Source organism: Acinetobacter sp. 231_lipA, assembly GCF_058243005.1.
The window spans coordinates 2,922,651-2,945,903 of sequence record NZ_JBZAYU010000001.1; the positions used below are offsets into that span (position 1 = coordinate 2,922,651).

24 protein-coding genes and 2 pseudogenes are annotated in these 23,253 nt (G+C 40.9%); 9 read left to right on the plus strand and 17 right to left on the minus strand.

Annotation, left to right across the window (positions count from 1 at the left end; genetic code table 11):
• Positions 1-135: 135 nt before the first annotated feature.
• Entirely contained in the window at positions 136-1,701 is a 1,566-nt protein-coding gene (ahpF, locus tag AC4CUX_RS14310; RefSeq protein ID WP_490792466.1) for an alkyl hydroperoxide reductase subunit F, read from the minus strand.
• 95 nt (positions 1,702-1,796) lie between these two features.
• Here ahpF and AC4CUX_RS14315 point away from each other — a divergent pair, with 95 nt between their 5' ends.
• From AC4CUX_RS14315 to AC4CUX_RS14325, 3 genes are all read left to right on the plus strand, one after another.
• On the plus strand, positions 1,797-2,825 hold the full coding sequence (locus tag AC4CUX_RS14315; protein WP_007116247.1) for an IS701 family transposase: 1,029 nt from the start codon (positions 1,797-1,799) through the stop codon (positions 2,823-2,825).
• 220 nt (positions 2,826-3,045) lie between these two features.
• Positions 3,046-3,264, plus strand: a complete 219-nt coding sequence (locus AC4CUX_RS14320) for a DUF1653 domain-containing protein (RefSeq protein WP_004693482.1) — start codon at positions 3,046-3,048, stop codon at positions 3,262-3,264.
• Positions 3,265-3,294: 30 nt separating this feature from the next.
• Entirely contained in the window at positions 3,295-3,900 is a 606-nt protein-coding gene (locus AC4CUX_RS14325) for an O-methyltransferase (protein WP_078426502.1), read from the plus strand.
• A gap of 25 nt (positions 3,901-3,925) precedes the next feature.
• Here AC4CUX_RS14325 and AC4CUX_RS14330 read toward each other — a convergent pair whose 3' ends face one another.
• Together AC4CUX_RS14330 and AC4CUX_RS14335 are read right to left on the minus strand one after the other, a co-directional pair.
• Entirely contained in the window at positions 3,926-4,129 is a 204-nt protein-coding gene (locus AC4CUX_RS14330; protein ID WP_004980128.1) for a KTSC domain-containing protein, read from the minus strand.
• A 139-nt stretch (positions 4,130-4,268) separates the two neighbouring features.
• Entirely contained in the window at positions 4,269-5,699 is a 1,431-nt protein-coding gene (locus AC4CUX_RS14335; protein WP_490747854.1) for a pyridoxal phosphate-dependent aminotransferase, read from the minus strand.
• A gap of 227 nt (positions 5,700-5,926) precedes the next feature.
• On the opposite strand from AC4CUX_RS14335, the gene msrB reads away from it, so the two are divergent.
• From msrB to AC4CUX_RS14350, 3 genes and pseudogenes are all read left to right on the plus strand, one after another.
• On the plus strand, positions 5,927-6,346 hold the full coding sequence (msrB, locus tag AC4CUX_RS14340) for a peptide-methionine (R)-S-oxide reductase MsrB (RefSeq protein WP_005399615.1): 420 nt from the start codon (positions 5,927-5,929) through the stop codon (positions 6,344-6,346).
• Positions 6,343-6,825 carry a glutathione peroxidase gene (locus tag AC4CUX_RS14345; RefSeq protein ID WP_004980122.1) on the plus strand — a complete coding sequence of 161 codons (483 nt, stop codon included), beginning with the start codon at positions 6,343-6,345 and terminating at the stop codon, positions 6,823-6,825. Before msrB ends, AC4CUX_RS14345 begins: the two co-directional genes overlap by 4 nt.
• A gap of 21 nt (positions 6,826-6,846) precedes the next feature.
• Positions 6,847-7,092 (plus strand): annotated as a pseudogene (locus AC4CUX_RS14350) (AraC family ligand binding domain-containing protein); the annotation flags it as partial.
• Positions 7,093-7,207: 115 nt separating this feature from the next.
• On the opposite strand, the gene dapC reads toward AC4CUX_RS14350, so the two are convergent.
• The 5 genes from dapC to AC4CUX_RS14375 all read right to left on the minus strand — a co-directional run bounded on the left by dapC (position 7,208) and on the right by AC4CUX_RS14375 (position 13,641).
• Positions 7,208-8,377 (minus strand): succinyldiaminopimelate transaminase, encoded by a 1,170-nt coding sequence (gene dapC / locus AC4CUX_RS14355; protein ID WP_490747853.1) that lies wholly within the window; start codon positions 8,375-8,377, stop codon positions 7,208-7,210.
• 24 nt (positions 8,378-8,401) lie between these two features.
• The gene (gene glnD, locus AC4CUX_RS14360; protein ID WP_159128266.1) at positions 8,402-11,068 is read right to left on the minus strand and encodes a [protein-PII] uridylyltransferase; all 2,667 of its coding nucleotides are present in this window, start codon (positions 11,066-11,068) and stop codon (positions 8,402-8,404) included.
• Between the two features lie 28 nt (positions 11,069-11,096).
• Entirely contained in the window at positions 11,097-12,311 is a 1,215-nt protein-coding gene (gene purT, locus AC4CUX_RS14365; protein ID WP_171054205.1) for a formate-dependent phosphoribosylglycinamide formyltransferase, read from the minus strand.
• A 233-nt stretch (positions 12,312-12,544) separates the two neighbouring features.
• On the minus strand, positions 12,545-12,892 hold the full coding sequence (ygaH, locus tag AC4CUX_RS14370) for an L-valine transporter subunit YgaH (protein ID WP_005399608.1): 348 nt from the start codon (positions 12,890-12,892) through the stop codon (positions 12,545-12,547).
• On the minus strand, positions 12,889-13,641 hold the full coding sequence (locus AC4CUX_RS14375) for an AzlC family ABC transporter permease (protein WP_004980104.1): 753 nt from the start codon (positions 13,639-13,641) through the stop codon (positions 12,889-12,891). Before AC4CUX_RS14375 ends, ygaH begins: the two co-directional genes overlap by 4 nt.
• A gap of 101 nt (positions 13,642-13,742) precedes the next feature.
• Between AC4CUX_RS14375 and AC4CUX_RS14380 the strand changes: the two genes are divergently transcribed.
• Positions 13,743-14,225, plus strand: a complete 483-nt coding sequence (locus AC4CUX_RS14380) for a hypothetical protein (protein WP_004980102.1) — start codon at positions 13,743-13,745, stop codon at positions 14,223-14,225.
• A 301-nt stretch (positions 14,226-14,526) separates the two neighbouring features.
• On the opposite strand, the gene AC4CUX_RS14385 is transcribed toward AC4CUX_RS14380, so the two are convergent.
• A complete protein-coding gene (locus AC4CUX_RS14385; RefSeq protein WP_490747852.1) occupies positions 14,527-15,222 on the minus strand; it encodes a Crp/Fnr family transcriptional regulator in 696 nt (231 codons plus the stop codon).
• Between the two features lie 117 nt (positions 15,223-15,339).
• Here AC4CUX_RS14385 and AC4CUX_RS14390 point away from each other — a divergent pair, with 117 nt between their 5' ends.
• Positions 15,340-15,873, plus strand: a complete 534-nt coding sequence (locus AC4CUX_RS14390; RefSeq protein ID WP_490747851.1) for an Mpo1 family 2-hydroxy fatty acid dioxygenase — start codon at positions 15,340-15,342, stop codon at positions 15,871-15,873.
• A gap of 65 nt (positions 15,874-15,938) precedes the next feature.
• Here AC4CUX_RS14390 and AC4CUX_RS14395 read toward each other — a convergent pair whose 3' ends face one another.
• The 3 genes from AC4CUX_RS14395 to AC4CUX_RS14405 form a co-directional block, all read right to left on the minus strand.
• The gene (locus tag AC4CUX_RS14395) at positions 15,939-16,277 is read right to left on the minus strand and encodes a hypothetical protein (RefSeq protein WP_078426512.1); all 339 of its coding nucleotides are present in this window, start codon (positions 16,275-16,277) and stop codon (positions 15,939-15,941) included.
• Between the two features lie 190 nt (positions 16,278-16,467).
• Positions 16,468-17,559, minus strand: a complete 1,092-nt coding sequence (gene ychF / locus AC4CUX_RS14400; RefSeq protein ID WP_004693442.1) for a redox-regulated ATPase YchF — start codon at positions 17,557-17,559, stop codon at positions 16,468-16,470.
• Positions 17,560-17,689: 130 nt separating this feature from the next.
• Positions 17,690-18,172 (minus strand): HAD-IA family hydrolase, encoded by a 483-nt coding sequence (locus tag AC4CUX_RS14405; protein WP_490792467.1) that lies wholly within the window; start codon positions 18,170-18,172, stop codon positions 17,690-17,692.
• Between the two features lie 70 nt (positions 18,173-18,242).
• Between AC4CUX_RS14405 and AC4CUX_RS14410 the strand changes: the two genes are divergently transcribed.
• Positions 18,243-19,333 (plus strand): IS4-like element ISAba1 family transposase gene (locus AC4CUX_RS14410; RefSeq protein ID WP_100607965.1). Its coding sequence is split into 2 segments (ribosomal slippage): positions 18,243-18,783 and positions 18,783-19,333, totalling 1,092 coding nucleotides; the frame shifts between segments, so codons are not numbered across the junction.
• Here the strand turns inward: AC4CUX_RS14410 and AC4CUX_RS14415 are convergent.
• The 5 genes and pseudogenes from AC4CUX_RS14415 to AC4CUX_RS14435 all read right to left on the minus strand — a co-directional run bounded on the left by AC4CUX_RS14415 (position 19,275) and on the right by AC4CUX_RS14435 (position 23,251).
• Positions 19,275-19,595 (minus strand): HAD family hydrolase, encoded by a 321-nt coding sequence (locus AC4CUX_RS14415; protein ID WP_490792468.1) that lies wholly within the window; start codon positions 19,593-19,595, stop codon positions 19,275-19,277. The two genes, AC4CUX_RS14410 and AC4CUX_RS14415, sit on opposite strands and share 59 nt — an antisense overlap.
• A gap of 245 nt (positions 19,596-19,840) precedes the next feature.
• Positions 19,841-20,500, minus strand: coding sequence for a methionine ABC transporter permease (locus tag AC4CUX_RS14420; protein ID WP_005399601.1), 660 nt, complete (start codon positions 20,498-20,500; stop codon positions 19,841-19,843).
• A complete protein-coding gene (locus tag AC4CUX_RS14425; RefSeq protein WP_005399600.1) occupies positions 20,481-21,551 on the minus strand; it encodes a methionine ABC transporter ATP-binding protein in 1,071 nt (356 codons plus the stop codon). The genes AC4CUX_RS14420 and AC4CUX_RS14425 overlap by 20 nt, the downstream gene beginning before the upstream one ends.
• An 11-nt stretch (positions 21,552-21,562) precedes the next feature.
• Positions 21,563-22,399: pseudogene (locus tag AC4CUX_RS14430) on the minus strand (MetQ/NlpA family ABC transporter substrate-binding protein).
• Positions 22,400-22,408: 9 nt separating this feature from the next.
• Positions 22,409-23,251 carry a MetQ/NlpA family ABC transporter substrate-binding protein gene (locus AC4CUX_RS14435; protein ID WP_058869506.1) on the minus strand — a complete coding sequence of 281 codons (843 nt, stop codon included), beginning with the start codon at positions 23,249-23,251 and terminating at the stop codon, positions 22,409-22,411.
• Between the last annotated feature and the right edge of the window lie 2 nt (positions 23,252-23,253).

Genomic DNA, 23,253 nt, shown 5'->3' on the forward strand with positions numbered 1-23,253 from the left:
AATATAATCTAATTTGAATGTAAAGCAGACTACATTATTGTTAAAAAAATGTAATTTTTTATAAAAAACAGCGTGATAAAAAGGCTTATAAGCTGAGTTGCCTATAAGCCTTTAGCAGAGAAGCGTCTGAGAGGATTACACGCCAGAACGAATAATATAATCAAAAGCAGACAGAGCGGCTTTCGCGCCTTCACCTGTGGCAATGATGATTTGCTTGTAAGGTACTGTCGTACAGTCACCTGCGGCAAATACACCTTTGACATTGGTTTCGTTGCGATCGTTAATCACAATCTCACCACGGTTTGAAAGCTCAACTGCTGTTTCTTTGAGAAAATCAGTGTTTGGCAATAAACCAATTTGCACAAAGATCCCTGCAAGCTCTACCGTATGTTCTACATCAGTTGCACGATCTTTATATTTCAATGCTGTCACTTGCTTACCATCACCCACAACTTCAGTCGAGAGTGCATTTAGGATCACTGTGGTATTAGGTAAGCTATGCAATTTGTCTTGCAACACTTGGTCAGCACGTAATTTGCTATCAAACTCAACAAAATTCACATGTTCAACAATCCCCGCAAGATCAATCGCAGCTTCGACACCTGAGTTACCTCCGCCAATTACGGCAACACGTTTGCCTTTAAACAGTGGGCCATCACAGTGTGGACAGTAAGCAACACCACGAGTACGGTATTCTGCTTCGCCCGGCACATTCATTTCTCTCCAACGTGCGCCTGTTGAAAGAATTACTGTTTTAGATTCAAGCTTCGCACCATTTTCTAAAGTGACTTCAACCAAGCCATTCGCTGTCTCATCTGCACCTTTGATGTTAGAAACACGTTGTAAGTTCATGATGTCCACACCGTACTCACGTACATGTGCTTCCATTTCAGCAGCAAACTTCGGCCCTTGAGTCTTTTGAATCGAGGTATAGTTTTCAATGTCCATGGTATCCATGACTTGACCACCCATACGTTCAGCCACAATCCCGGTTTTAATGCCTTTACGTGCGGCATAAATGGCAGAGGTATTTCCCGCAGGACCACCACCAACCACTAAAACATCAAAAGCCTCTTTGGCATTGAGTTTTTCAGCTTCTTTGGCCGCAGAATTGGTATCCAGTTTGGCAACAATCTCTTCCAAGGTCATACGGCCTTGACCGATATGGTTGTTGTCTTGGAACACCATCGGTACAGCCATGATTTTGCGTTCTTCAACTTCGTCTTGGAAGAATGCACCATCAATCATAGTTGCTGTCGTGCCTGGATTGTAAATGGCAATCAGATTCAACGCTTGCACCACGTCTGGACAGTTATGACAGCTTAAAGAGACAAAGACGTCAAAGTCAGACTGGATACCTAAACCTTTGATTGAAGCTAAAACTTCATCTGATACTTTGGGTGCATAACCTGAGGTCTGTAACAATGCCAAGATCAAAGAGGTAAACTCATGCCCCATCGGTAAACCCGCAAAGAAGACACGTGGCTCTTCACCGGCTTTTGCCACACCGAAGCTGGGTGCACGTGAGTTTTGACCATCAAAACGTGCAGTCACCAGTGGAGACAGTGCTGCAACTTCTTCAACCAATTCTTTGATTTTGTCTGATTTCTCAGAACCGTTCAAAGTCGCAACCAATTCAATCGGACCTTCAAGGCGTTCAAGAAGTGTTTTTAATTGAGCTGAAGTATTTTGATCTAACATGGTTAAGCTCTCCAAAGCAGTCTATAAATTTATTTGATATAGGACTTACGCATTGACGGATTCAAAAAAGTATTAAAATACTTTATAAAGTATCTGTGATCAGACGAATTAAACATGCTTCTACAGCAACTTGTACATTACCCATTTATATGGGCTTTCTCATGACAGAACCGAACTCTATTAGCTGCACACAACTTGCCGAGACTTATAACATCTCGCATGATAGTGTAAATCGCTTTCTAGAACGTGAAGACTACACACCTCACGACCTATATCAAGAAGCAATTCAACATATTGATAATAATAAACTTATAGTCAGTATTGATGATACTGTTTTAGATAAACCCTATAGTCAACATATGGACTTGGTTAGCTATTTTTGGTCAGGCAAACACCACCGATCCGTCAAGGGTATTAATCTCATTACCTTGTATGCGACAGATCAGAATGGTCAAAATATTCCAATTAATTTCCGAATTTATGACAAATCTGAAAGTAAAACCAAGAATGATTACTTTATGGATATGTTAAGTGAAGTACTCAGTTGGGGTGCAAAGATTCAATTTATTACAGGTGATAGTTGGTATTCATCGACTGGAAATCTAAAAACCATAAGAAAATATGGTATTCGATTTATGTTTGGTATCGACTGTAACCGTAAGGTTTCCCCAGAAAAAGGACAATGGTTTCAACTGCGTTTATTGCCAAATTTCCATCAGGGTCAAGTGGTCTGGCTCAAAGATTTTGGCTTTGTACAATTATTTAAGACTCAGTTAAAAGAACAGCAGAGGTTTTATATTGTGCATCAAGATGAAGATGATTTATTGTCCTTTGAGGGTTTTCATGAATTACATTCAAGTCATTGGAAAATAGAGCAATATCACCGGGTGATTAAACAGGTTTGTCATATTGAAAAGTTTCAAGTAAGACGATCTAAACTGATTTTGAATCATATTTTTTCAGCCTTGATGGCCTACGTCGAGATACAAAAGAACCAGTTTGAGCGGATCTTTGAAAATGTATATCGTTGGCAGAAGAAATTATTTAGACCAGTTATCAAAAACTTCATTGATGACTTTATTCTCGATAAAAATCATCTGCTACCACAGAGAATCTATAAATAATAGTGCGTAAGTCCTATGATAGAAGAATCATAGAGTAAATCTAAAAATAGATAAAACAGTTTGTTTTTATTTTAGTAATCGGTTTTATAGATTTAAAGATATTTTCTTCAATCATTTCATAAAGCTATATGGGGGATTTAAATGATTTTTCAAGTGATTTACAGTTTAAGCCGTATAAATTAGGTATGATCAAGACAGTTAAAAAATAGGGAAGCAAGTGATGCAATTACAGCGCGGTATCTATCAGCATTATAAAGGGCAACTGTATCAAGTTTTACATGTAGCGACGCATAGTGAAACCGAAGAAAAACTGGTGGTTTATCAGTGTTTATATGGGGATTACTCGATTTGGGTACGTCCACTTGCCATGTTTACTGAAACGGTAATGCTAGAAGATGATCGTGAAGTTGAGCGCTTTAAACTGATTCAAGAAGTATAAACAACGCTAAGTAAAGTAGAGGGGGATTGGATGATGCATGCAGAATTTTTGAGTAAAGTATCGGCCTTATATCATCGCTTTCAAGAACATGACAGTACGCAAGCAGATCGCATTGCGCGCTTTCGCAATATTGAGCCTGAGTCTGCACAGTTTTTGGCGCAACTGGTTCATATTCAACAGCCTAAGCAGATATTAGAAATAGGTACATCAACAGGTTACTCAACCTTATGGTTGGCTTATGCAGCGCAACAAGTTAATGCTCGATTAACCACTTTAGAAATTGATGCTGAGAGAAGTCAACAAGCCGCTGCTCATCTTGCAGATTTCAATTTATCCAATGGCGTTGAGTTTTGGGTGGGTGACGCAGCTGAATATTTGAAGCAGTCACAAGCCATCTTTGATTTTATATTGCTAGATGCTGAGCGTGATGCTTATGTCGACTATTGGTCAGATTTGAAACGACTAATGTGTGTTTCACGCGGAGTTTTGGTGGTTGATAATGTTTTATCGCATGCAGATCAAGTCACGGACTTCATCGCGATTATTCAGCAGGACGAGCAGTTTAACCTGTCTACATTAGCGATTGGTGCGGGCTTGTTGGTGGTGACATGGGATCATGAAAAACAATCAGGATAAATCCTGATTGTTTGAGATTCAAAAATTAATGAATACTTAAGCGCGTAAAGTGCAAATCATATTCTAAATATTTATGAACAAAGGCTGTTTTATTATTACATCGAACTAAGTTGTTATAAATAAATTCAGGCACAGGGTGGTAGAGCTCGCCTGAACCATCGGCATAGAAAATTTTTAAATAGCGTGTGGAAGCGTTGTATTTCCAAGATGTTACCGCAATTGTCCCCATAAGCGACTCCCCATCATGTACATGGAATCACAGCAATGTGGCTGCTTAATTTAAACTTATGCCAAACTTAAAAAGCGAAGTATTACAGTTTTGTAAATAAAAAAACCGTACATAAAGTACGGTTTTTTAAAGTGATCAATTAGCGCATTTTCGCAAGGAAACGACCTACTCGGGTAATGGCTTCACGTAGTTCATTTTCAGCAGGTAAGAACACTACGCGGAAATGATCTGGTGTTGGCCAGTTAAAGCCTGTGCCTTGAACCAGAAGTACTTTTTCCGCACGAAGTAGATCAAGCATCAGTTTTTCATCATCTTGAATTGGATAGATTTCTGGGTCCAATTTCGGGAAGCAATACATTGCACCTTCAGGCTTAACACACGATACGCCTGGAATGTCATTCAACATTTGCCAAGCAATATTACGCTGTTCGTATAAACGACCGCCTGGACGAATTAAATCATTGATTGACTGGTAGCCGCCTAAAGCAGTTTGAATGGCATACTGTGCTTGGTGGTTGGCACACAAACGCATAGAAGCCAGCATATCTAAACCTTCAATATAGTCGACTGCACGCGACTTATCGCCTGTGATGGCCATCCAGCCTGAACGGTAACCCGCAATACGGTATGCTTTAGATAAGCCATTGAAAGAGATACAGAGTTGGTCACCAGCTAATGCAGCGACAGAAACATGTTCAATACCGTCATAAACAATTTTGTCGTAAATTTCATCTGCAAACAAAATCAAATCGTGCTTTTTAGCCAATGCGACGATTTGCTCAAGTACATGGCGTGGATAAACTGCACCTGTTGGGTTGTTTGGATTAATAATCACGATACCGCGGGTACGTGGTGTGATTTTACTCTCCATATCCGGAATATCGGGATACCAAAAGTTTTCTTCATCACATTTATAATGAATAGCTGTACCGCCTGAAAGATTTACCGCAGCCGTCCAAAGGGGATAGTCAGGCATTGGCACGAGCATCTCGTCACCATCATCTAACAAGCCTTGCATCGCCATCACGATCAATTCAGAGACACCATTGCCGATATACACATCATTGACATGCATATCTAAGATGCCTTTTTGCTGATAGTACTGACAGATGGCTTTACGCGCAGGGAAAATCCCTTTTGAGTCAGTATAGCCCACTGCATTTGGCAGGTTTAAAGCCACATCATTAATAATTTCTTGAGGAGCTTCAAAACCAAACGGCGCAGGGTTACCAATGTTGAGTTTGATAATCTTATGGCCGGCTTCTTCCATTTCATTGGCCGCTCGTAACACTGGTCCACGGATGTCGTAGCATACATGCTCGAGCTTAGACGATTTTTTTATTTCGCGTGGGGTTTGGAGAGTGTTCGGCATTTTGATGTTCTCGGAAAGAGTGGAGGTCACTTTTGCATAACGGTATAAATAACTTTTAAATGTTTCAGTTGTCACCAAATCGAGATCATGTTCGTCTCTGAGTAAAGCAACAATTTTTTCATGCGTAAATCCCACCTGTTGATATTGTTTAATCACAGGCAGTAGATGTTTAAAAATAACGCTCTTTTTTTGCGACATTTTTTAATCCTGAGCAAGAATGTCAATAAGACTAACACTAAATTTGCTCACAAAAAAGCATTTAAGAAAATAAATTGCTTCCCGTTTTTGTGAATTGCTTTCTTTTTGCTTTTATTGGAATTATAGGTCTTTTGTAAATTGTGAACTAAACACTAGAAATTTTAAGATGAATCACGTAAATATAGGATTATCCTATTTTAAATAGCAAGATAGAAAGGGACGTAATCATGGGAAAACTCAATAAAACAGACCGAGAATGGCAAAGAGAGTTATCACCTGACGAATTTCGCATTACGCGACAAAAGGGGACGGAGCCAGCTTTTACGGGGAAATATTGGAATACTAAACAAGCCGGCACTTATGTATGCCGTTGCTGTGGTACGCCATTATTTAATTCTGAAAATAAATATGACAGTGGTTGCGGCTGGCCAAGTTTTTATAAGCCACTCAATACGACTGTGATAGAAGAGCATCAAGATACAACACATGGCATGGTGCGTACTGAAATTGTATGTCATCACTGTGATGCTCATTTAGGCCATGTTTTTACAGATGGACCTGAGCCTACAGGTTTACGTTACTGTGTAAACTCGGCTTCATTAGAACTAGAAACACAAGAAAAAAGTGATGAGGATACTTATCCATGACCAACATTTATCAGTTTGAAGCGGAATTGTTAGATGGAAAAAATAAATCCTTTGCTGACTATGAGGGCGAAGTGCTGCTCATCGTCAATACGGCCAGTAAATGTGGTTTTACACCACAATTTGCGGGATTAGAAAAAATTTATGAGCAATATCATGCACAAGGGTTTGAGGTGTTAGGTTTCCCTTGTAATCAGTTTGGGGGGCAAGATCCGGGAAGTAATGAGCAAATAGGAACGTATTGTCAGAAAAACTATGGGGTGACTTTTCCCATGTTTTCCAAAGTTGATGTTAAAGGCCCAGAAGCCCACGCCATATTCCGTTATTTAACCAATAACAGCAAAGGGATTCTCGGCAGCGGTATTAAGTGGAATTTTACAAAATTCTTGATTGGTAAAGATGGCAAAGTAATTAATCGATATGCGCCAACCACCAAGCCTGAAGCGATTCAGGCAGATATTGAAAAAGCATTACAACAATAATCGGTTGATGTGTCGTCAGTGATGAAAGAGCAAGGTACTTCAGTTGAATTTTGGAGTGATCCGCGCATGCCTTATGTGGAAACACGTCGGGCGTGTGCAATTCGTACTTGTTATAAAGCCCATAGTCATCCGACATTTTCAATTGGAGCGGTGGATCAAGGCAACAGTATTTTCACTAGCCACTTTGGTGGAACGCAACAAATAGACGCTGGTACTTTGGTATTGGTTCCTGCATATGTAGAACATGCGTGTAATCCTGTTCCAGACATGCTCATGATATCTGGATGATTAAAAATAAGGGACATATATTAGGCCTCTCATTTTTAGAGTTGATTAAAAGGAAACCTCCGTTATGGGAGGTTTTCTTTTTAGATGAGCTTATTTATAAAATTGCTTTAAGGCGAGCAATGACTTGTTCACACTGTGCAAGATCTGCAACTAGCGCAAGACGCACATGGTTTTCGCCTGGGTTGCCTTGCTCAGTATCGCGTGACAAATAACGTCCAGGAAGCACTTTGACATGTGCTTTTTCCATGAGCATTTTTGCAAAAGTTTCGTCATTATCTACTTTCAACCAGTAGTAAAAGCCTGCATCTGGTTTTTGTAGGGGCAGTATATGGCCTAACTCCTTTTGAAATAAATCAAATTTTGCACGATATTGCACGCGGTTTTCTTCAACATGCGCTTCGTCATCCCATGCTGCAATCGAAGCCAATTGGTGCTGTACAGGCATCGCCGCACCATGATAGGTACGGTATTGTAAATAAGGTTTGAGCAATGCTGCATCACCCGCGACAAAGCCAGAACGCATACCCGGTAAGTTTGAGCGCTTAGACAGTGAGTGGAATACGACACAGTTTTTGTAGTCATCTCGGCCTATTCCAGCACAAACTTCGAGTAGGCCCACAGGTGCAGTATCAAACCAAAGCTCTGAATAGCATTCATCCGATGCAATCACAAAACTATATTGGTCTGACAGTGCGATTAATTTTTTGAATTGTTCTTTTGATAACACCGCACCAGTTGGATTGCCCGGTGTGCAGACAAATAATAGGGCAGTTTTCTCCCAGACTTCAGCAGGTACAGCATCAAAGTCACCGAGATAACCATTTTCTTCGGTGCAATTTACAAAATAAGGTTTTGCCCCAGCAAGTAAGGCTGCACCTTCATAAATTTGATAGAACGGATTAGGCATAACCACATAAGGCGCATCTTCACGATTTACTAATGCTTGAACAAAAGAAAAGATTGCTTCACGGGTGCCAGAAACAGGCAATATATTGTTTTCTGCACTAATCTGATTAAGTTGAAAACGACGGGTTAGCCAGTTTGCAATACTGGTGCGTAACTCGGGTATACCTTTACTGTTTGGGTAGGTCGATAAATGCTGAAAATTATCGATAATGGCTTGTTTCACAAACTCGGGTGCAGGATGCTTAGGCTCACCAATTGATAATGGAATGAGGGGTAAGTCTGCGGGAGTAATATCCTGAAATAGTTTATTCAACTTTTCAAAAGGATAAGGATGTAAAAGGGATAAACTCGAGTTCATGAAACAAAATACCAGTGTGTATTGTTAATGTTGACCACAGACCTGACTAGAGGCTTCATCTAAGGCTGATTTTAGTTGTGCAGCAAAAGTTTCAGCTTCAGTTTCGGTCATGGGTTGACCATCTTTTTTGGTGACAAAGAAAATATCTTCGGCACGCTCACCTAGGGTGGCAATTTTAGCAGAGTGAATATCTAAACCTTGCATCATAAACAACCCGCCTACTTTGGCAAGTAAGCCGGGATGGTCAAGTGTTGCAATTTCGACCATGTTTTGTTGCAGTGCTTCATTCAGCGTAATATCAACGGTGTTTTCAATGTCAAAATGACGCAGCTGACGTGGTATGCGACGTTGCATGAGCCCAGGGTATTTATCTGAATTGGCTAATGCATCTTTTAACGCTGACAGCACTTTGGCTTCACGTTCAGGGTCGGTTAGCAGCGTACCAAAACGGTCAAGCACGACATAAGTGTCTAAGCTAAATGCTTTGGTCGCGGTAATAATACGCGCATCTTGTACGTCCAAATTCATACGATCGAGAATAGCAACCGTTGTTGCAAACAGGTTGGGCTGATCTTGGGTATAAATAAAGATTTGTACCGCATCTTGAGCAAATTTACGCTGTGCACGCATCAAAACCAGCGGTTCAGGGTTGTCACCGTGTTGTAAAATAGCACGTGTGTGCCAAGCAATTTCATCGGCAGATTCTTTGAGGAAATATTCATCCCCCAGTTCTTGCCAGACTTTTTCGACATCATCTAGTGCAAACTCTTCGACCAGTTGTTCGCTGGCAGAAAACTTAGTGTCCTCGATGAGCATTTGATAATCCACAGGACGGCCTAAACCTGAGCGAATCACGTCACGTGCATGGGTATAGAGCTGACGCATGAGAGATGCGCGCCACGTATTCCAAAGTGAAGGATTGGTGGCATTGATATCCGAAACTGTCAACGTATATAGATAATCGAGATGTTCCATGTCGCCCATTTTCTCAGCAAAAGCTTTAACCACATCGGGGTCAGAAATGTCTTTCTTTTGAGAAGTGACGGACATGAGTAAATGGTTTTGGATAAGCCATGCGACAAGGTTGCATTCACGCTCGGTAAAACCATGACTACGACAGAATTCAATCGCATCGGTTGCACCTAGCTCACTATGGTCTCCGCCACGGCCTTTAGCAATATCATGGAAAATGGCAGCCAAATAAACAATGTCACGACGTGCTAGACGTTGGAACACTGAACTGACGACAGGAAAGTCTTTGGCAAACTCAGGTTCTTTGAAACGGTTTAAGTTGCGCAGTAATAATAAAGTATGTGCATCCACTGTATAGATATGGAACAAGTCATACTGCATCAACCCCATAATCTGTCCAAATGCAGGAATATAGTTACCTAAAACGCCATAACGTTTCATTGCTACCATGGTTTCGTATAGACGATGAGGTGAGCGAATGATAGCCATAAAGAGGGCTTGATGCGCTGGATTATCTCTATATTTTTGGTCAATGCGTTTAGCTGCCAAAATTAACAGTCGTAGCGTACGTGCTCGGATGCCAGTAATTTCAGGTCGATTAGCCAATATATAGAAAATTTCTAAAATAGCACTTGGGTTCTCAGAGAAAATCTTGTGGTGTTGAACGGCCAATTTGCCGTCGACCAGTTTAAAATTTTCATTGATTTCTTCAATGTTACGCTCATAGTTCGGCAGGCGTGGGGTAATCACAGATTCATTGAAATAAGCCAACAGCATTTCATTCAGCGTGGTGACTTGTTGCGCGCTTCGATAATAACGCTTCATGAATTGTTCAATCGGATAATTCGGTGATTTACCTTCTTCACGCACATAGCCAAACTTTGCGGCAATGTCACGTTGATAGTCGAACAGTAAACGGTTTTCATCACGTTTAGTGAGGCGGTGTAGGTGATGACGAATTTCCCAGAGGAAGCTTTCGGCTTCTTCTAATACACCTAACTCAAACTCCGAAATGAAGCCTAAATGCACCAAGTCATAAATACGGTTGACGCGGAAATGCCGTTTAGCAATCCAACCAATTTGGTTAATGTCCCGAATGCCACCCGGCGCGTTTTTAATATCGGGTTCTAGATTACTTTCCGTAAAGTTATGCTGTGCATAGCGTTTGGCCTGTTCTTCCATTTTTGCATCATAGAAGGTTTTATCTGTCCATGTTTGCGAAACAATGCGTCGCGGCCATTTGGCTAAGTGTTCATTGCCTGTAATTAAACGGGACTCAATGAGGGCAGTAGCAACAGTTAAGTCGGAGGTTGCTTGTTCAACACAGTTGGCAATGGTACGTACACTAATGCCGGGCTTGAAATTGCCGACATCCCAAAGTGAGGAAATAAAGACAGAAATGAGCTTTTCTTGTTCTTCGCTAAACTCATCCTCAGACAAAATCATGATGTCTACATCTGAGTAAGGTAGCATCTCTCGGCGACCGTAACCACCGACAGCAAATAAACTTAAGTCTGTCTGATCGAGTTTTGCATATTTCCATAGGAAAATAAGCGCTTCATCGGTCATATTTGAACGCGTTAAAATGACATCGCGGATGGATTGGCCATGATCAAAACTTTCTTGTAATTGATTTTCGACATCACTACGCCATTGATTAATCGCTTTGATGTCGTGATTGCTGCTGACATAGTTAAGCAGTGGAGAAGTATTGATCATGAACCGTATCCGTATATTTTAACAACGCTTAATTTTGATGAACGCTAACCAGTCCAGCAGCTTGTACTGCTAGTTCACGCGCTTGGTCAGTTGTTTCAGCACGTGCTGTCGCAACGCCCATACGGCGACGTGTAAAGCCTTCTGGTTTTCCAAAAATGCGCAAATCAGTATTTGGGTTTGCCAAAGCAAGATTTAAGCCAGAAAAAGATAAGTTATTATCATCTACGCCTGCATAGATCACGGCACTCGCAGCAACGCTATGACGTGCTGTATTGACAGGTAGACCCAAAATCGCACGTGCATGTAGTTCAAATTCACTTTGGAACTGAGAGGCAAGCGTCACAAGACCTGTGTCATGTGGGCGTGGTGATACTTCACTAAACCACACTTTATCGCCTTTGACAAAGAGTTCTACACCGAAAATACCACAGCCACCCAATGCGATGGTGACTTTATTGGCAATACGCTTTGCTTCGTCGAGGGCCACTGGCGACATGGCTTGAGGCTGCCAGCTTTCAACATAGTCGCCCGCGTCTTGGCGGTGACCAATTGGGTCGCAGTACGAAGTTTCAATTTCACCTGTTTCTGGGTTTTTTGAACGTACTGTTAATAGCGTAATTTCAAAATCAAAATCAATTTGAGATTCTACAATGACAGTCCCTTGATTTACACGACCACCTGTTTGTGCATATTTCCACGCAGCATCCACTTCTGAAAATTCTTTTACGCGGGATTGGCCTTTACCAGAAGAGGACATGACTGGTTTAACAAAGTTTGGATAACCAATGTCATCACATGCAGCACGGAAAGATTCTAAAGTATCTGCAAAACGGTAAGCCGATGTCGGTAAGCCCAGTTCTTCGGCAGCTAAACGACGGATGCCTTCACGGTTCATGGTTAAATTGACCGCTTTTGCAGAGGGGATGACTGTGGCAATATTTTCTTGTTCGATTTCAACCAATACTTGTGTCGCAATGGCTTCAATTTCGGGAACAATTAAATTCGGCTTAACGTCCTGAATGAGTTGTTTAAGCGCTGTCGCATCTGCCATATTTAAGGTATAGGCATAGTGTGCCACTTGCATTGCAGGAGCATGATCGTAACGGTCAGCAGCATGAACTTCTACACCTAAACGTTGTAAAGAAATCACAACTTCTTTCCCAAGCTCTCCAGAACCCAATAGCAGAACTTTAAATGCTGAAGGCTGAAGTGGAGTACCAATAGTAACGCTCATGTAAATCATCCATGCTTGATTTTATGGGCTTTTAGCATAGCAGAACTCTTAAAAGTCTTCAGGGTTCATTCACATAAATTAATGATATTGTCCAACAATTTTTTTTATAAAGCTGCGCATTCCAAAGTCAAAATTTTCATGCAAAAGGATGCTCAATAAACTTTTCCAATCAAGCTTGAAATGTCTTGCACAGCTGAGCGCTTCAAATAGTAAATCAGATTTTGATGGATGCAAGATATGGGTTAAAAAGGCATAGGAATATAGGTATAAACCAAACCATAGCTCAGTGCTGCGGTGAGTGTAGCGGGGACAATTTGCTTAAACTTGAAATAAAGTCCGGCTAATACGACGAAGCCGACTAACATGGCAAAACTTTTATTGGGTGTATCTAACAGTGGTGGCAAAGTTGCAACCACAAGCATTGAACTAATCGCCGCAATACCAATCGAACCCAATGCAATTTTTAACCATAGAGCACCGCGCTTTTGTGAACCTTGCTGGAACTTTTGAATGACGAAGAATGGGCCAAAGCGTGAAGCAAAATTTGCAATACCCACTACAATGCCGACCAAAATAATTTCGATATTCATGCTTGATCTCCCATATGTTCAGGGTCTGGTTTTTTCAGTACATAGTGCTTAAACAAGCCTGCAAAAATACCCGAACTGATACCAATAAAAATCGCAGCAGATAAGTCAATAAAATAGCAGGCAATGGCAGATACAAGAATGGTCACAGCCACCACAAAAGTGTGTTTCTTTTCAAAAGCTGCCAATAAGAAACTTAAGAACAGTGCTGGTAATAGAAAGTCTAGAGCGGCTTGTAAAAACTGGGGTAAATGACTGACTTGGTCTGCAAACATTCCACCCAGAAAAGAACCTGTAGCCCATGCGAGCCAACTAAACAGGCTTAAACCGAGCATCCAAGACTCAGACCACTCTTGACGGCGTTGTGACAGTTTAATCATACCTGAGGCAAAGACTTCGTCGGTTAGCCCCCATGACCAAATAGCGGTTTTCTTTAAGTTCAGTTTATCTTGAATTAAGTTTTGTAGTGCAGGGCCATAGAGTAAGTGACGAATATCTAAGGCAATCACAGTGAGGGCAGTCATCCAAATAGATGTTCCACTACCCAATAGGGCAACCACTAAAAACTGACTGGCCCCTGCATACATTGAGCAGGATAAAAATAAAGCCTCCCATGCATTAAAGCCAAACTGGGTTGCAGATACACCAAAGGCAAAAGAAACAGGCAGATAGGTAAAGATAATCGCTTGGCTATCCTTAGCCCCTTGCCAAAAGCCAGCAGCTTGTGCAGGAGTGGGATTAAGTTCGGACACAACACACCTTGAAGAAGACTTTATCAATAGGTCAAAATTGATTGTGTATTGTAACTGAATTCACTAGCATAGTGCCCAATTGTTTGTTGAGGCGTTTAACCATGTTGAAGCTCGAATTACGTACTTTAGGGCTGGCTGCTATAATTGTAAGCAGTTTACTTTTGCAAGCTTGTGGGCAGTCAGAGCAAGCTCCTGAACAAAAAGTAGAAATTAAGGCTGCGCCAAAAATTACCAATGACGCGACGGAATATGCCCAGCGTGCTTGGGTGTTTATTAATGAAGTAGATGGCTTGGTATATAACAAGCAACTGGATCAGATTGAAGCTAAAGTCCGTCATCCTGCACGTAAACTCAGTACGGACTGGCGTATTAATGTCAAAATGACAGACTCAGTGACCGAAGGAAAATACGCACTGTGTCGTAAAGCCTTGACCAGCTTAGAAGTGTGGGCACGTGAGACCTTAGACGGTTCTTCGAGTGTTGCACAGAAACAGAGCGATTATGAGCGTGATAAAGCACAATGTCGGGGCGCAATTGATAACCCCAGTTTAGGCAATACTGACCCTAAAAAAGTGGGTGTCTAAGACCGATATAGCATGATTAAAAGCGAGTTTTAAAACTCGCTTTTTTATGGTTGTAGCTTTAATGAATAATATAATAAAAATAGTAAATTATCCCAATGCAGTAAAATATCGGAATTGAGTCGAATTTTGAGGGTTAATTTAAAAAATTTAGCTGTTGCGATGTTTACATTAGCTATCTGTCAAACACAGTGACAGCAGTCTCAAGCCGGGGAGACGAATAGCCAAGACATTAGGCCGTGTAGCAATATTTCTATACATTCCTTCTATGTGAATTGCACTCTTAAGGCGCACACTTGATTGTCTATTCTGAGCTATGTGCAATTGTATGCAGCTTTGCAGGATCTAAAATCTTAATCTTTTTAAACGCAATTGCCAGTATTCCTTGTTTTTCTAAGTTTTGAAGTTCTTGGTTAATCGTTTGGCGTGAACACATCAGCATTTGAGCCAGTTGCTCCTGTGATAAATGAATTTCATCATTGGTAATCGATAGATGGTTGCCATAACCGCTTAAAATAAACAGTAAGCGTTGAGCCAGTCGTTGACTGATATTTTGACTTTGGATTGCGATTAGTTCTAAAAAGGCGAGACGTAACTTCTGCGAAGCAAGCTGTGCAATATGAAACCAAAATTCTGGGGTGGCTTGGATAAATTCCTCAACATCGCGTTTAGGTAGATGGAGCAGGGTGCTTTTTTGAATAGCAATCGCATCGTGCGAACGCGGTTGCTGATCTATTAATGAAATTTCTCCAAACCACATAATCGGTTCAGCAATTGCTGCAACTGCTTCTTTACCTTCAATGTCGACATGACCTAAGCGAATGGCACCATTCAAGACTGCATAGATGCCATCAAATAAATCCCCAGAGCGAAAAACAGCTTGGTCTTTTGCAACGTCAATATATTTGGCATGTTGCACAATATACTGTTGATAGGCTTGTGGTAGTTTGGCGAACCAATTGTTATTGAGTAACTGTTGTTGATGTTGAACTTCCAGCATTCCGCGTCCTTTCGTGATTGATCGAGCAACTTGTCAGGTCGACGACAACTTGATGGGCTGTTTTCCTTTAAAGTTATTCTATATCGTGATCAATATCATGCAATAAGGAAATACAGTATGAGTAAATTAGAAAAATTATTAAGTCAGTATGCAGCTTATCATCTTGATCATAAAAATATCGTGACCCACTTTGTGGGGATTCCGCTGATTGTGTTTTCAATTATGTGTTTAACCGCAAGAGCTGGCATGACTATTGGCAGTTTTGAAATTACCTTGGCGATGGTTTTGATATTAGCGAGTATTGTTTACTACTTAAGCTTAGATCGAATTTTTGGTGTGATCATGCTAGTGATCTATGCCATGGCTTATCCATTGGCGTATAAAATTGCACAGTTTGATTTGGGGCTTTGGTTAAGTCTCAGTATTGGTATTTTTCTTGTCGGCTGGGCGTTTCAGTTTGTCGGGCATTTCTATGAGAAGAAAAAACCAGCCTTTATGGATGATGTGATTGGCCTAGCCATTGGTCCACTATTTGTTTTGGCGGAAATGGTGTTTATGCTTGGTTTTAGAAAAGACATTGAACAACGCATGTTAGATGAAGCGCGTAAACAGCGTGCTGCAATGGATAACAAGCATGTATCTGTGGCATAACATTAACTGAATTATTTTATCGATAAAAAAGCCAGTGAATTTCACTGGCTTTTTTTTATGCTGTTTTAAGATGTCTTCGCGACTTTATGTATATCTGGTTGAGCTTTGGGTGTATTCGGGTTTGAAGCATGAGCATCTTTATGGGATTTATTGGTCACATCATTGGCTTTCATTGAATCATGTTTCACCATTTTATCCTGTTTCATGGCTTGATCGTGTTTGGCCGTTTTGGCTTGTTTCATTGCCTGATCATGTTTCGTCACGTTCATGGTTGCGACGCACTTACCACCTTTATGATTTGCACCTGTACCACCCGACAGTGTTGCTCCTTGTGGGCATGCAAATGCTGTAGCGCTAAGCGTTGTGAATAAACCTGCTGCAATAAATGTGCTGATCTTTTTCATTTTCGTTTGTTCAATGAAGGCATTAGTGCCTGTGATTAAATTAGCGATAATGTAAAAGAATAGAAGTTAGAATATTGTGTGAGATCCAAACGGATCAGGTGCTCATATGTTATTTAATGCTATTTTTAAGCTTGATTTAAGCTTATAAAAAAACCCGATTGGTATCGGGTTTTTTTATACTCGGAACGACTTATACGTTAAAGCGGAAGTGTAGAACATCACCGTCTTGAACGATGTACGTTTTACCTTCTAAACGCCATTTACCTGCTTCTTTCGCGCCTGCTTCACCGTTGTATTGAACGAAGTCGTTATAAGCAACACATTCAGCACGGATAAAGCCTTTTTCGAAGTCAGTGTGGATCACGCCGGCCGCTTGTGGTGCGGTTGCACCCACTTTAACGGTCCAAGCACGAACTTCTTGTACACCTGCTGTGAAGTAAGTCTGTAAACCTAAAAGACCGTAGCCTGCGCGAATTACCACGTTTAGACCTGGCTCTTCCATGCCTAAAGCTTCAAGGAACTCAGCACGGTCTTCATCTTCAAGCAGTGAAATCTCGGCTTCGATTTGGTTGCAAAGCGGAACTACGATTGCATTTTCTTCAGCTGCAAGTTTTTTCACAGCATCTAAATGCGGGTTATTTTCAAAACCATCTTCTGCAACGTTCGCAATATACATGGTTGGTTTTAAAGTCATTAATCCAAAACCACGAACCAATTTACGTTCGTCATCATCTAGGTCAGCTGCACGAGCAGGTTTGCCTTCATCTAGTAAAGGTAAAATTTTGTCTAAAACCGCTTTGGTTGCAAGCGCTTCTTTGTCGCCACCTTTTGCAGATTTTGCTAAACGAGTCACTGCTTTTGTCACAGTTTCTAAGTCAGCAAGTGCAAGTTCCGTATTGATAGTTGCGATGTCATCAAGCGGGTCAATTTTACCGTTAACGTGAATGACGTTTTCATCTTCAAAACAACGTACAACGTGAGCAATCGCATCCGTTTCACGGATGTTTGCAAGAAATTGGTTCCCCAAGCCTTCACCTTTAGATGCACCCGCAACTAAACCTGCAATGTCCACGAATTCCATCGTCGTTGGAATCACACGCTGAGGTTTTACAATCGCGGTAAGTTTGTCTAAACGTGGATCTGGCACAGGAACGATGCCTGTGTTTGGTTCAATTGTACAGAATGGGAAGTTTTCAGCAGCAATAGCAGCTTTAGTCAATGCATTGAAAAGTGTAGATTTACCAACGTTCGGCAAGCCGACAATACCGCAATTAAAACCCATGAAATAACTCACAACGTGTTATATAAAAATTGCCAGTGATTTTACATGAAAGCCATGACAAAGTCAGGTCTCAGGCGAGAAGAATCAAAGTTGTAAATCATGTTGTGGGCAGAACTTCCTCATTTAAGCCCTATATACGAGCCTTTTCTTTTAATAAAGAAACCAGATTTAAGAGGTCAGTTGCATGTAGATTATTGTCTATGCAAGAACTAGAGTCTTTCAATTGAGCTGAACCATACTCAAAGGGGCGTTCAATATACGCCGTCAGAAGTCCACAGCTACGCGCTGCGGCAAGGTCATCTTGATGGGTGGCAACCATCATCACTTGACTCGGTACAACATTGAGTAAGTCTGCGACACCTAAATAGGTTTGGGGAGAAGGTTTGTAGGCTTTGAAATTTTCAGCAGAGAAAATAGTGTCCCAAGGCAATTTTGCGTACTTTGCTAGATCGACGAATAAGCGAATGTTGCCATTTGAAAGGGTGCAAATAATATAATCTTGTTTTAATTGATTGAGTGCAGCGACTGTATCTGGCCAAGGGTTGAGACGATGCCAAATAAAATTTAAATCCATTTTTTGAGCTTCGGTCAGTGTGGATATTTGATATTTCACTCTGTACACGACAAAAATAGATAACTCATTGAAATAATGTCACAATAATTGTTTTCTAACGACGAATACTATGATACATCTCAATGAGTTATATCTTATCTTAAACAAATCTCTAAAATGGAACAAGTCACATTTAAAGTGCTTTGCGCTCATCATGCTTGTGATTATTTTAAAGCAAACATGTAATCTTTCTTCTGCATCTAAAGCCTTGCCCATCAAGTGCTTACCACAATCATTTTATCGACGTATGCAGCGCTTCTTTGCAGGTCAGTATTTTGATTATCGTCAAATTTCTCAGTTGATTTTCAATATGTTTTCATTCGACCAAGTGCAACTGACTTTAGATAGAACCAATTGGAAATGGGGAAAACGAAATATTAATATCCTGATGCTCGCAATCGTTTATCGTGGAATAGCGATACCTATCCTTTGGACATTGCTTAATAAACGTGGAAATTCAGATACGAAAGAGCGCATTGCTTTGATTCAACGCTTTATAGCCATTTTTGGTAAAGACCGTATTGTGAATGTGTTCGCAGACAGAGAGTTTATCGGTGAGCAGTGGTTTACATGGTTAATTGAACAAGACATCAACTTCTGCATTCGTGTTAAAAAAACTTCATTGTCACCAATCATTTAGGAAAGAATCATAAAATTAGTGATTTATTTCGCCATCTTAAAGTTGGTCAAATTGAATGTCGTAAACGACGGATTTTGGTTGGTCGGGTGAAACTATATATAAGTGCACTACAGTTAGAAAATGGAGAGCTTTTACTCGTCGTTTCTCCTCAGTTTAATGCCAATGCTATTCAGGATTATGCATTACGCTGGGAAATTGAAACCTTATTCAGTTGTCTCAAAGGACGCGGGTTTAATCTTGAAAATACGCGCTTGACAGACCCTAGACGAGTGAAAAAATTGATTGCGGTGTTAGCTATAAGCTTCTGTTGGTGTTACTTAACGGGTGAATGGCAACATGATCAAAAAAAAGCGATAAAAATAAAGAAGCATGGACGACTCTCAATGAGTTTATTTCGCTATGGTTTAGACTATGTTCAAATGGCGATTCAGCGTTTAATTGGTTTTGGGAAAAAAGAAGAGTTTAAGGAAATTTTGGCAATTTTAAGAAGGCAGAATCCTGATAGGATAAGGGTTCTGTGAAATTTGTCGTGTACAGAGGATATTTCACTAAAAGCTCATCCAAAATGAGACGGTGAATATCATCAATGGAGATCCACGGCTGCTGACCTGACAAAACCTGATCCATTGCAGGTCGATAGCCTGCTCGCCAGTCTAATGCAAATTGGTTGGCATCAATGTTCAAGGCTAGACTTTTCACTTCTTGAACGATTGAAGAATGCCAGTCCACAACAGTTCCAAAGATGTCGAAAGCGAGTACTTTAATTTTAGGGGAATGATGCATATTGAGGTAGTTATTCTTATTTAGCTTTGAAGATACGTTATAGCTTATTCATTTCTATCTGTATATTGAGAGCTATATTTTCTATGTGAATTTCAAAGAAAAACAATGTTGATTAGACTGCTGTCATAAATCAGAAGCGATTATAAATGGGTAGTGAACTTCATATTGAAACACCCTCCTCAGAAAAAGGAGGGCTAAAAAACTTAAGTGGACAGTATAGTCTCTGCTTTATATAGGAAATGGGATTAAACCTTCCTTTTATCGAGTTGATTTGCCAGATTGTCTCCAATCACTTGCACACACATCACCAAAATCACGAGCACGACAATCACGGCCAACATGATCTGCATATCAAAACGCTGATAACCATAACGATAGGCAATATCGCCTAAACCGCCAGCACCAATTGCGCCTGCAATGGCAGAGGAGTTAATCATGGTCACAATGGTTACGGTAAAACCTGCGACAATTCCAGGAAGAGCTTCAGGTAACAACACATGCCAAATGATTTGAGTACGGTTACAGCCGATAGCTTGCGCAGCCTCAATCAGCCCTTGATCTACTTCGCGTAAACTGACTTCTGCAATTCGTGCAAAAAAGGGTGTTGCTGCTAAGGTTAAAGGGACAACTGCTGCCCAAACACCATAACTGGTGCCTACAATCCAACGTGTGAGTGGAATGAGGGCCACCATCAAAATCAGGAAGGGAACGGAACGGGTGATATTCACCAACCAGCCTAAGCTATGGTTAATACTTTTGGAAGGATAAATGCCATGCTCAGAGGTACTGACCAGAACCACTGCCATTGGCAGACCAATGAGTAAGGCAAAAAACGCAGATGCGCCGACCATGATTAAGGTGTCGATAGTGCCTGTCAGTAATAAATCAATGAGTTGGTCGTGCATAGCCAAGTACCTCTACATGTGTCACATGCGCTTTTAGTTTTTGTAGTAGCGATTGAATTTCTAAGTTCTGTGTAGGAACAGCAATAACCAATGTTCCTATTAAATGGTTCTGGATGGTGTCGACCTGACTTTGATATAAATGCAAAGTTTGTGGAAAGTGTTCTAAAATTTGTTTTAGGTCAGGAGGATGATGCGCATCTGACGTCGAGCGAATTTTGAAAATGGCATGTGTATCGAGCTGCGTAGGTTCAGCATTTAAACGAAAAGGCAAATCGAGTTGTTCTAGATTTAGTAGTTCTTGCGTAATGCCTTGTTGGGGTTGAGAGAACACCGACCAAACTTCGCCTGATTCCACAATTTCACCACCATCAATGACCACGACCTGATCGCAGATTTCCCGAATCACTTGCATTTCATGGGTAATCAATACAATGGTGATACCCAGCTTTTGATTAATCTCTTTGAGTAGGGACAACACTACAGAGGTGCTTTCTGGATCGAGCGCAGATGTCGCTTCATCACAGAGTAAAATTTCAGGATGGTGAACCAATGCACGGGCAATGCCCACGCGTTGCTTTTGACCACCAGACAGTTGTGATGGGTAATGCTGTGACTTATCGCTTAGCCCAACCAACTGTAAAACTTCATTGACACGTTGTTCGATGTTTTGTTTAGGATAATTGGCCGCTTTGAGGGGCAGTGCAACATTTTCATAGACTGTTTTGGCAGACATTAAATTGAAATGCTGGAAAATCATACCAATGCGTTGGCGGAGCTGAATCAGCTCAGCGTGGTTCAATGCTGCCAAGTCTTGCTGATGAATATGGATATGACCTTCACTGATACTTTCTAAACCATTTAAGGTGCGGAGCAGGGAAGATTTACCTGCACCACTTTTGCCAATAATGCCAAACACTTTCCCTGTCGGGATGTCTAGGTCAATATTTTTGAGTGCGTGTACAGTTTGACCTTGTACTGCATAATGTTTGTTTAAGTTACGAATTTTGATATGTGGAATTGAAAAATCCACATGAGAACCAAAGCTGACCATTCTTTTTCTCCTTATTTCCAGCCTTCAAACCACAGACCTTGGCCAAAATCACGGTCTAAAATTTCTTGAACGTGTTTTGAGTTTTGGAATGCTTGCACAAAGGTCGCAAGTTTCTGGTTTTGATCTGGATAGTCTTCACGTGTCACAAATAAAATGGCTTATTTCTTGTCTATAGGATCAAGAAAAAGGGCATGATGAGGATCTGTGACTTTGGCCATTTTTAAATAATGCGGGAAGCCAAAAATTAAATCGGCATCATTAAACGCATGAGCAGTTTGTGGGCCTTCTACTTCAATAAACTGAAGCTGTTTAGGATTGCTCACAATATCTTGTACAGTAGATAGTTCATTGTTGAGGTCTTTGAGCTGAATCAAACCTGCACGATGCAGTAAAATTAGAGCACGTGCCGAGTTTACAGGGTCATTGGGGATGACCACACGTGCTTGAGTTGGTAGTGAATCTAAGGACTTATATTTTTTTGAATACAGTCCGACATGACTTCCTGTTCCTGTGGCGAATGCATGCAGATCATAATTTGTTTCGCGAATCGCATTGCGTAGAAAGACACTTTGTTGAAAAAAATTGGCATCAATGTCACCATTTTGCACAGCAACATTTGGCGCATGCCAGTCAGAGAATTCAACCAGTTTGACTTGAATGCCTTGCTTTTTTACATCATCTGCCACGCTTTGCAGCAGTTCGGCATAAGGTGGGCTAATACCAATCGTTAAGACATCATCTTGCGCATGGCTTTTGCTATAGCGGTAACCCGCTAGAGAAAAAAATGCCACGATGATGCTTAAGCCAATCAGCCATTTTTTTCGATTTTGAATGAAAGATTGCGTCATTGCTTATACTCACTTCCAACCAGGGAACCAAAGTTTTTCACCAATTTCACTATTCAAAGTCTGTTTAACTTTGTCAGATGTTTGATAAATCTTGATGAACTTTTCAAGTTGTGCCGCTTTCTCTGGATGTTGCTGTTGGTAGTCGTCACGCACCACAAATAAAATCGAATACAGGGTATTGGTGTTGTCATCTAAGATCAGTGCATCATTTGGGTCGATGGTTTTTGCAAGACGTAAATAATGTGGATAGCTAAAGACCAAGTCAGCATCATCAACGGCACGCGCAGTTTGTGGACCTTCAACTTCAATAAACTGGAGCTTTTTAGGATTGCTGACAATATCTTGCAGGTTGGATAGGTGATTGTTTGGATCTTTTAAGCTAATCAATTTAGCCTGTTGTAACAGTAAAAGCGCACGACCTTGATTTACTGGATCATTTGGAATAACTGTACGTGCATTTTCAGGAATCGCAGCAATCGAGTCATATTTTTTTGAATATAAACCGACGTGTGTGGTGACGCCTTTATCCAGTGCTTTGAGTTTAAATTGGGTTTCTTTGATGGCGTTATCTAAGAAGGGCTGATGCTGAAAATAGTTGGCATCAATATCACCATGGTTGAGCGTGATATTGGGGGTATTCCAATCCGAAAACTCGACCAGTTTGACGTTGATGCCTTGCTGTTTTGCTTCTTCCACAGCCACCTTTAACGGATTGGCAAAGGGTGGGCTGATCCCAATCACCAGTTCAGTGTTGCTCGATTTTTTATGATAAGACCACGCCACCAGTGCAATGACGATGGCGGCGACAATTACCCCAATAACGGTAAATTTTGTTTTTGCAGTTTGAGCCATGA

What these genes read in the sequence shown, in the direction of transcription:
- AC4CUX_RS14420 (WP_005399601.1), bottom strand. Translation starts at nt 20,500, where the DNA reads ATGCACGACCAACTCATTGATTTATTACTGACAGGCACTATCGACACC.
- ychF (WP_004693442.1), bottom strand. Translation starts at nt 17,559, where the DNA reads ATGGGTTTTAATTGCGGTATTGTCGGCTTGCCGAACGTTGGTAAATCT.
- AC4CUX_RS14390 (WP_490747851.1), top strand. Translation starts at nt 15,340, where the DNA reads ATGAGTAAATTAGAAAAATTATTAAGTCAGTATGCAGCTTATCATCTT.
- AC4CUX_RS14320 (WP_004693482.1), top strand. Translation starts at nt 3,046, where the DNA reads ATGCAATTACAGCGCGGTATCTATCAGCATTATAAAGGGCAACTGTAT.
- AC4CUX_RS14415 (WP_490792468.1), bottom strand. Translation starts at nt 19,595, where the DNA reads ATGCATCATTCCCCTAAAATTAAAGTACTCGCTTTCGACATCTTTGGA.
- AC4CUX_RS14425 (WP_005399600.1), bottom strand. Translation starts at nt 21,551, where the DNA reads ATGGTCAGCTTTGGTTCTCATGTGGATTTTTCAATTCCACATATCAAA.
- AC4CUX_RS14330 (WP_004980128.1), bottom strand. Translation starts at nt 4,129, where the DNA reads ATGGGGACAATTGCGGTAACATCTTGGAAATACAACGCTTCCACACGC.
- AC4CUX_RS14325 (WP_078426502.1), top strand. Translation starts at nt 3,295, where the DNA reads ATGATGCATGCAGAATTTTTGAGTAAAGTATCGGCCTTATATCATCGC.
- AC4CUX_RS14385 (WP_490747852.1), bottom strand. Translation starts at nt 15,222, where the DNA reads ATGCTGGAAGTTCAACATCAACAACAGTTACTCAATAACAATTGGTTC.
- msrB (WP_005399615.1), top strand. Translation starts at nt 5,927, where the DNA reads ATGGGAAAACTCAATAAAACAGACCGAGAATGGCAAAGAGAGTTATCA.
- AC4CUX_RS14435 (WP_058869506.1), bottom strand. Translation starts at nt 23,251, where the DNA reads ATGGCTCAAACTGCAAAAACAAAATTTACCGTTATTGGGGTAATTGTC.
- dapC (WP_490747853.1), bottom strand. Translation starts at nt 8,377, where the DNA reads ATGAACTCGAGTTTATCCCTTTTACATCCTTATCCTTTTGAAAAGTTG.
- ygaH (WP_005399608.1), bottom strand. Translation starts at nt 12,892, where the DNA reads ATGAATATCGAAATTATTTTGGTCGGCATTGTAGTGGGTATTGCAAAT.
- AC4CUX_RS14380 (WP_004980102.1), top strand. Translation starts at nt 13,743, where the DNA reads ATGTTGAAGCTCGAATTACGTACTTTAGGGCTGGCTGCTATAATTGTA.
- AC4CUX_RS14395 (WP_078426512.1), bottom strand. Translation starts at nt 16,277, where the DNA reads ATGAAAAAGATCAGCACATTTATTGCAGCAGGTTTATTCACAACGCTT.
- glnD (WP_159128266.1), bottom strand. Translation starts at nt 11,068, where the DNA reads ATGATCAATACTTCTCCACTGCTTAACTATGTCAGCAGCAATCACGAC.
- purT (WP_171054205.1), bottom strand. Translation starts at nt 12,311, where the DNA reads ATGATTTACATGAGCGTTACTATTGGTACTCCACTTCAGCCTTCAGCA.
- AC4CUX_RS14345 (WP_004980122.1), top strand. Translation starts at nt 6,343, where the DNA reads ATGACCAACATTTATCAGTTTGAAGCGGAATTGTTAGATGGAAAAAAT.
- ahpF (WP_490792466.1), bottom strand. Translation starts at nt 1,701, where the DNA reads ATGTTAGATCAAAATACTTCAGCTCAATTAAAAACACTTCTTGAACGC.
- AC4CUX_RS14335 (WP_490747854.1), bottom strand. Translation starts at nt 5,699, where the DNA reads ATGTCGCAAAAAAAGAGCGTTATTTTTAAACATCTACTGCCTGTGATT.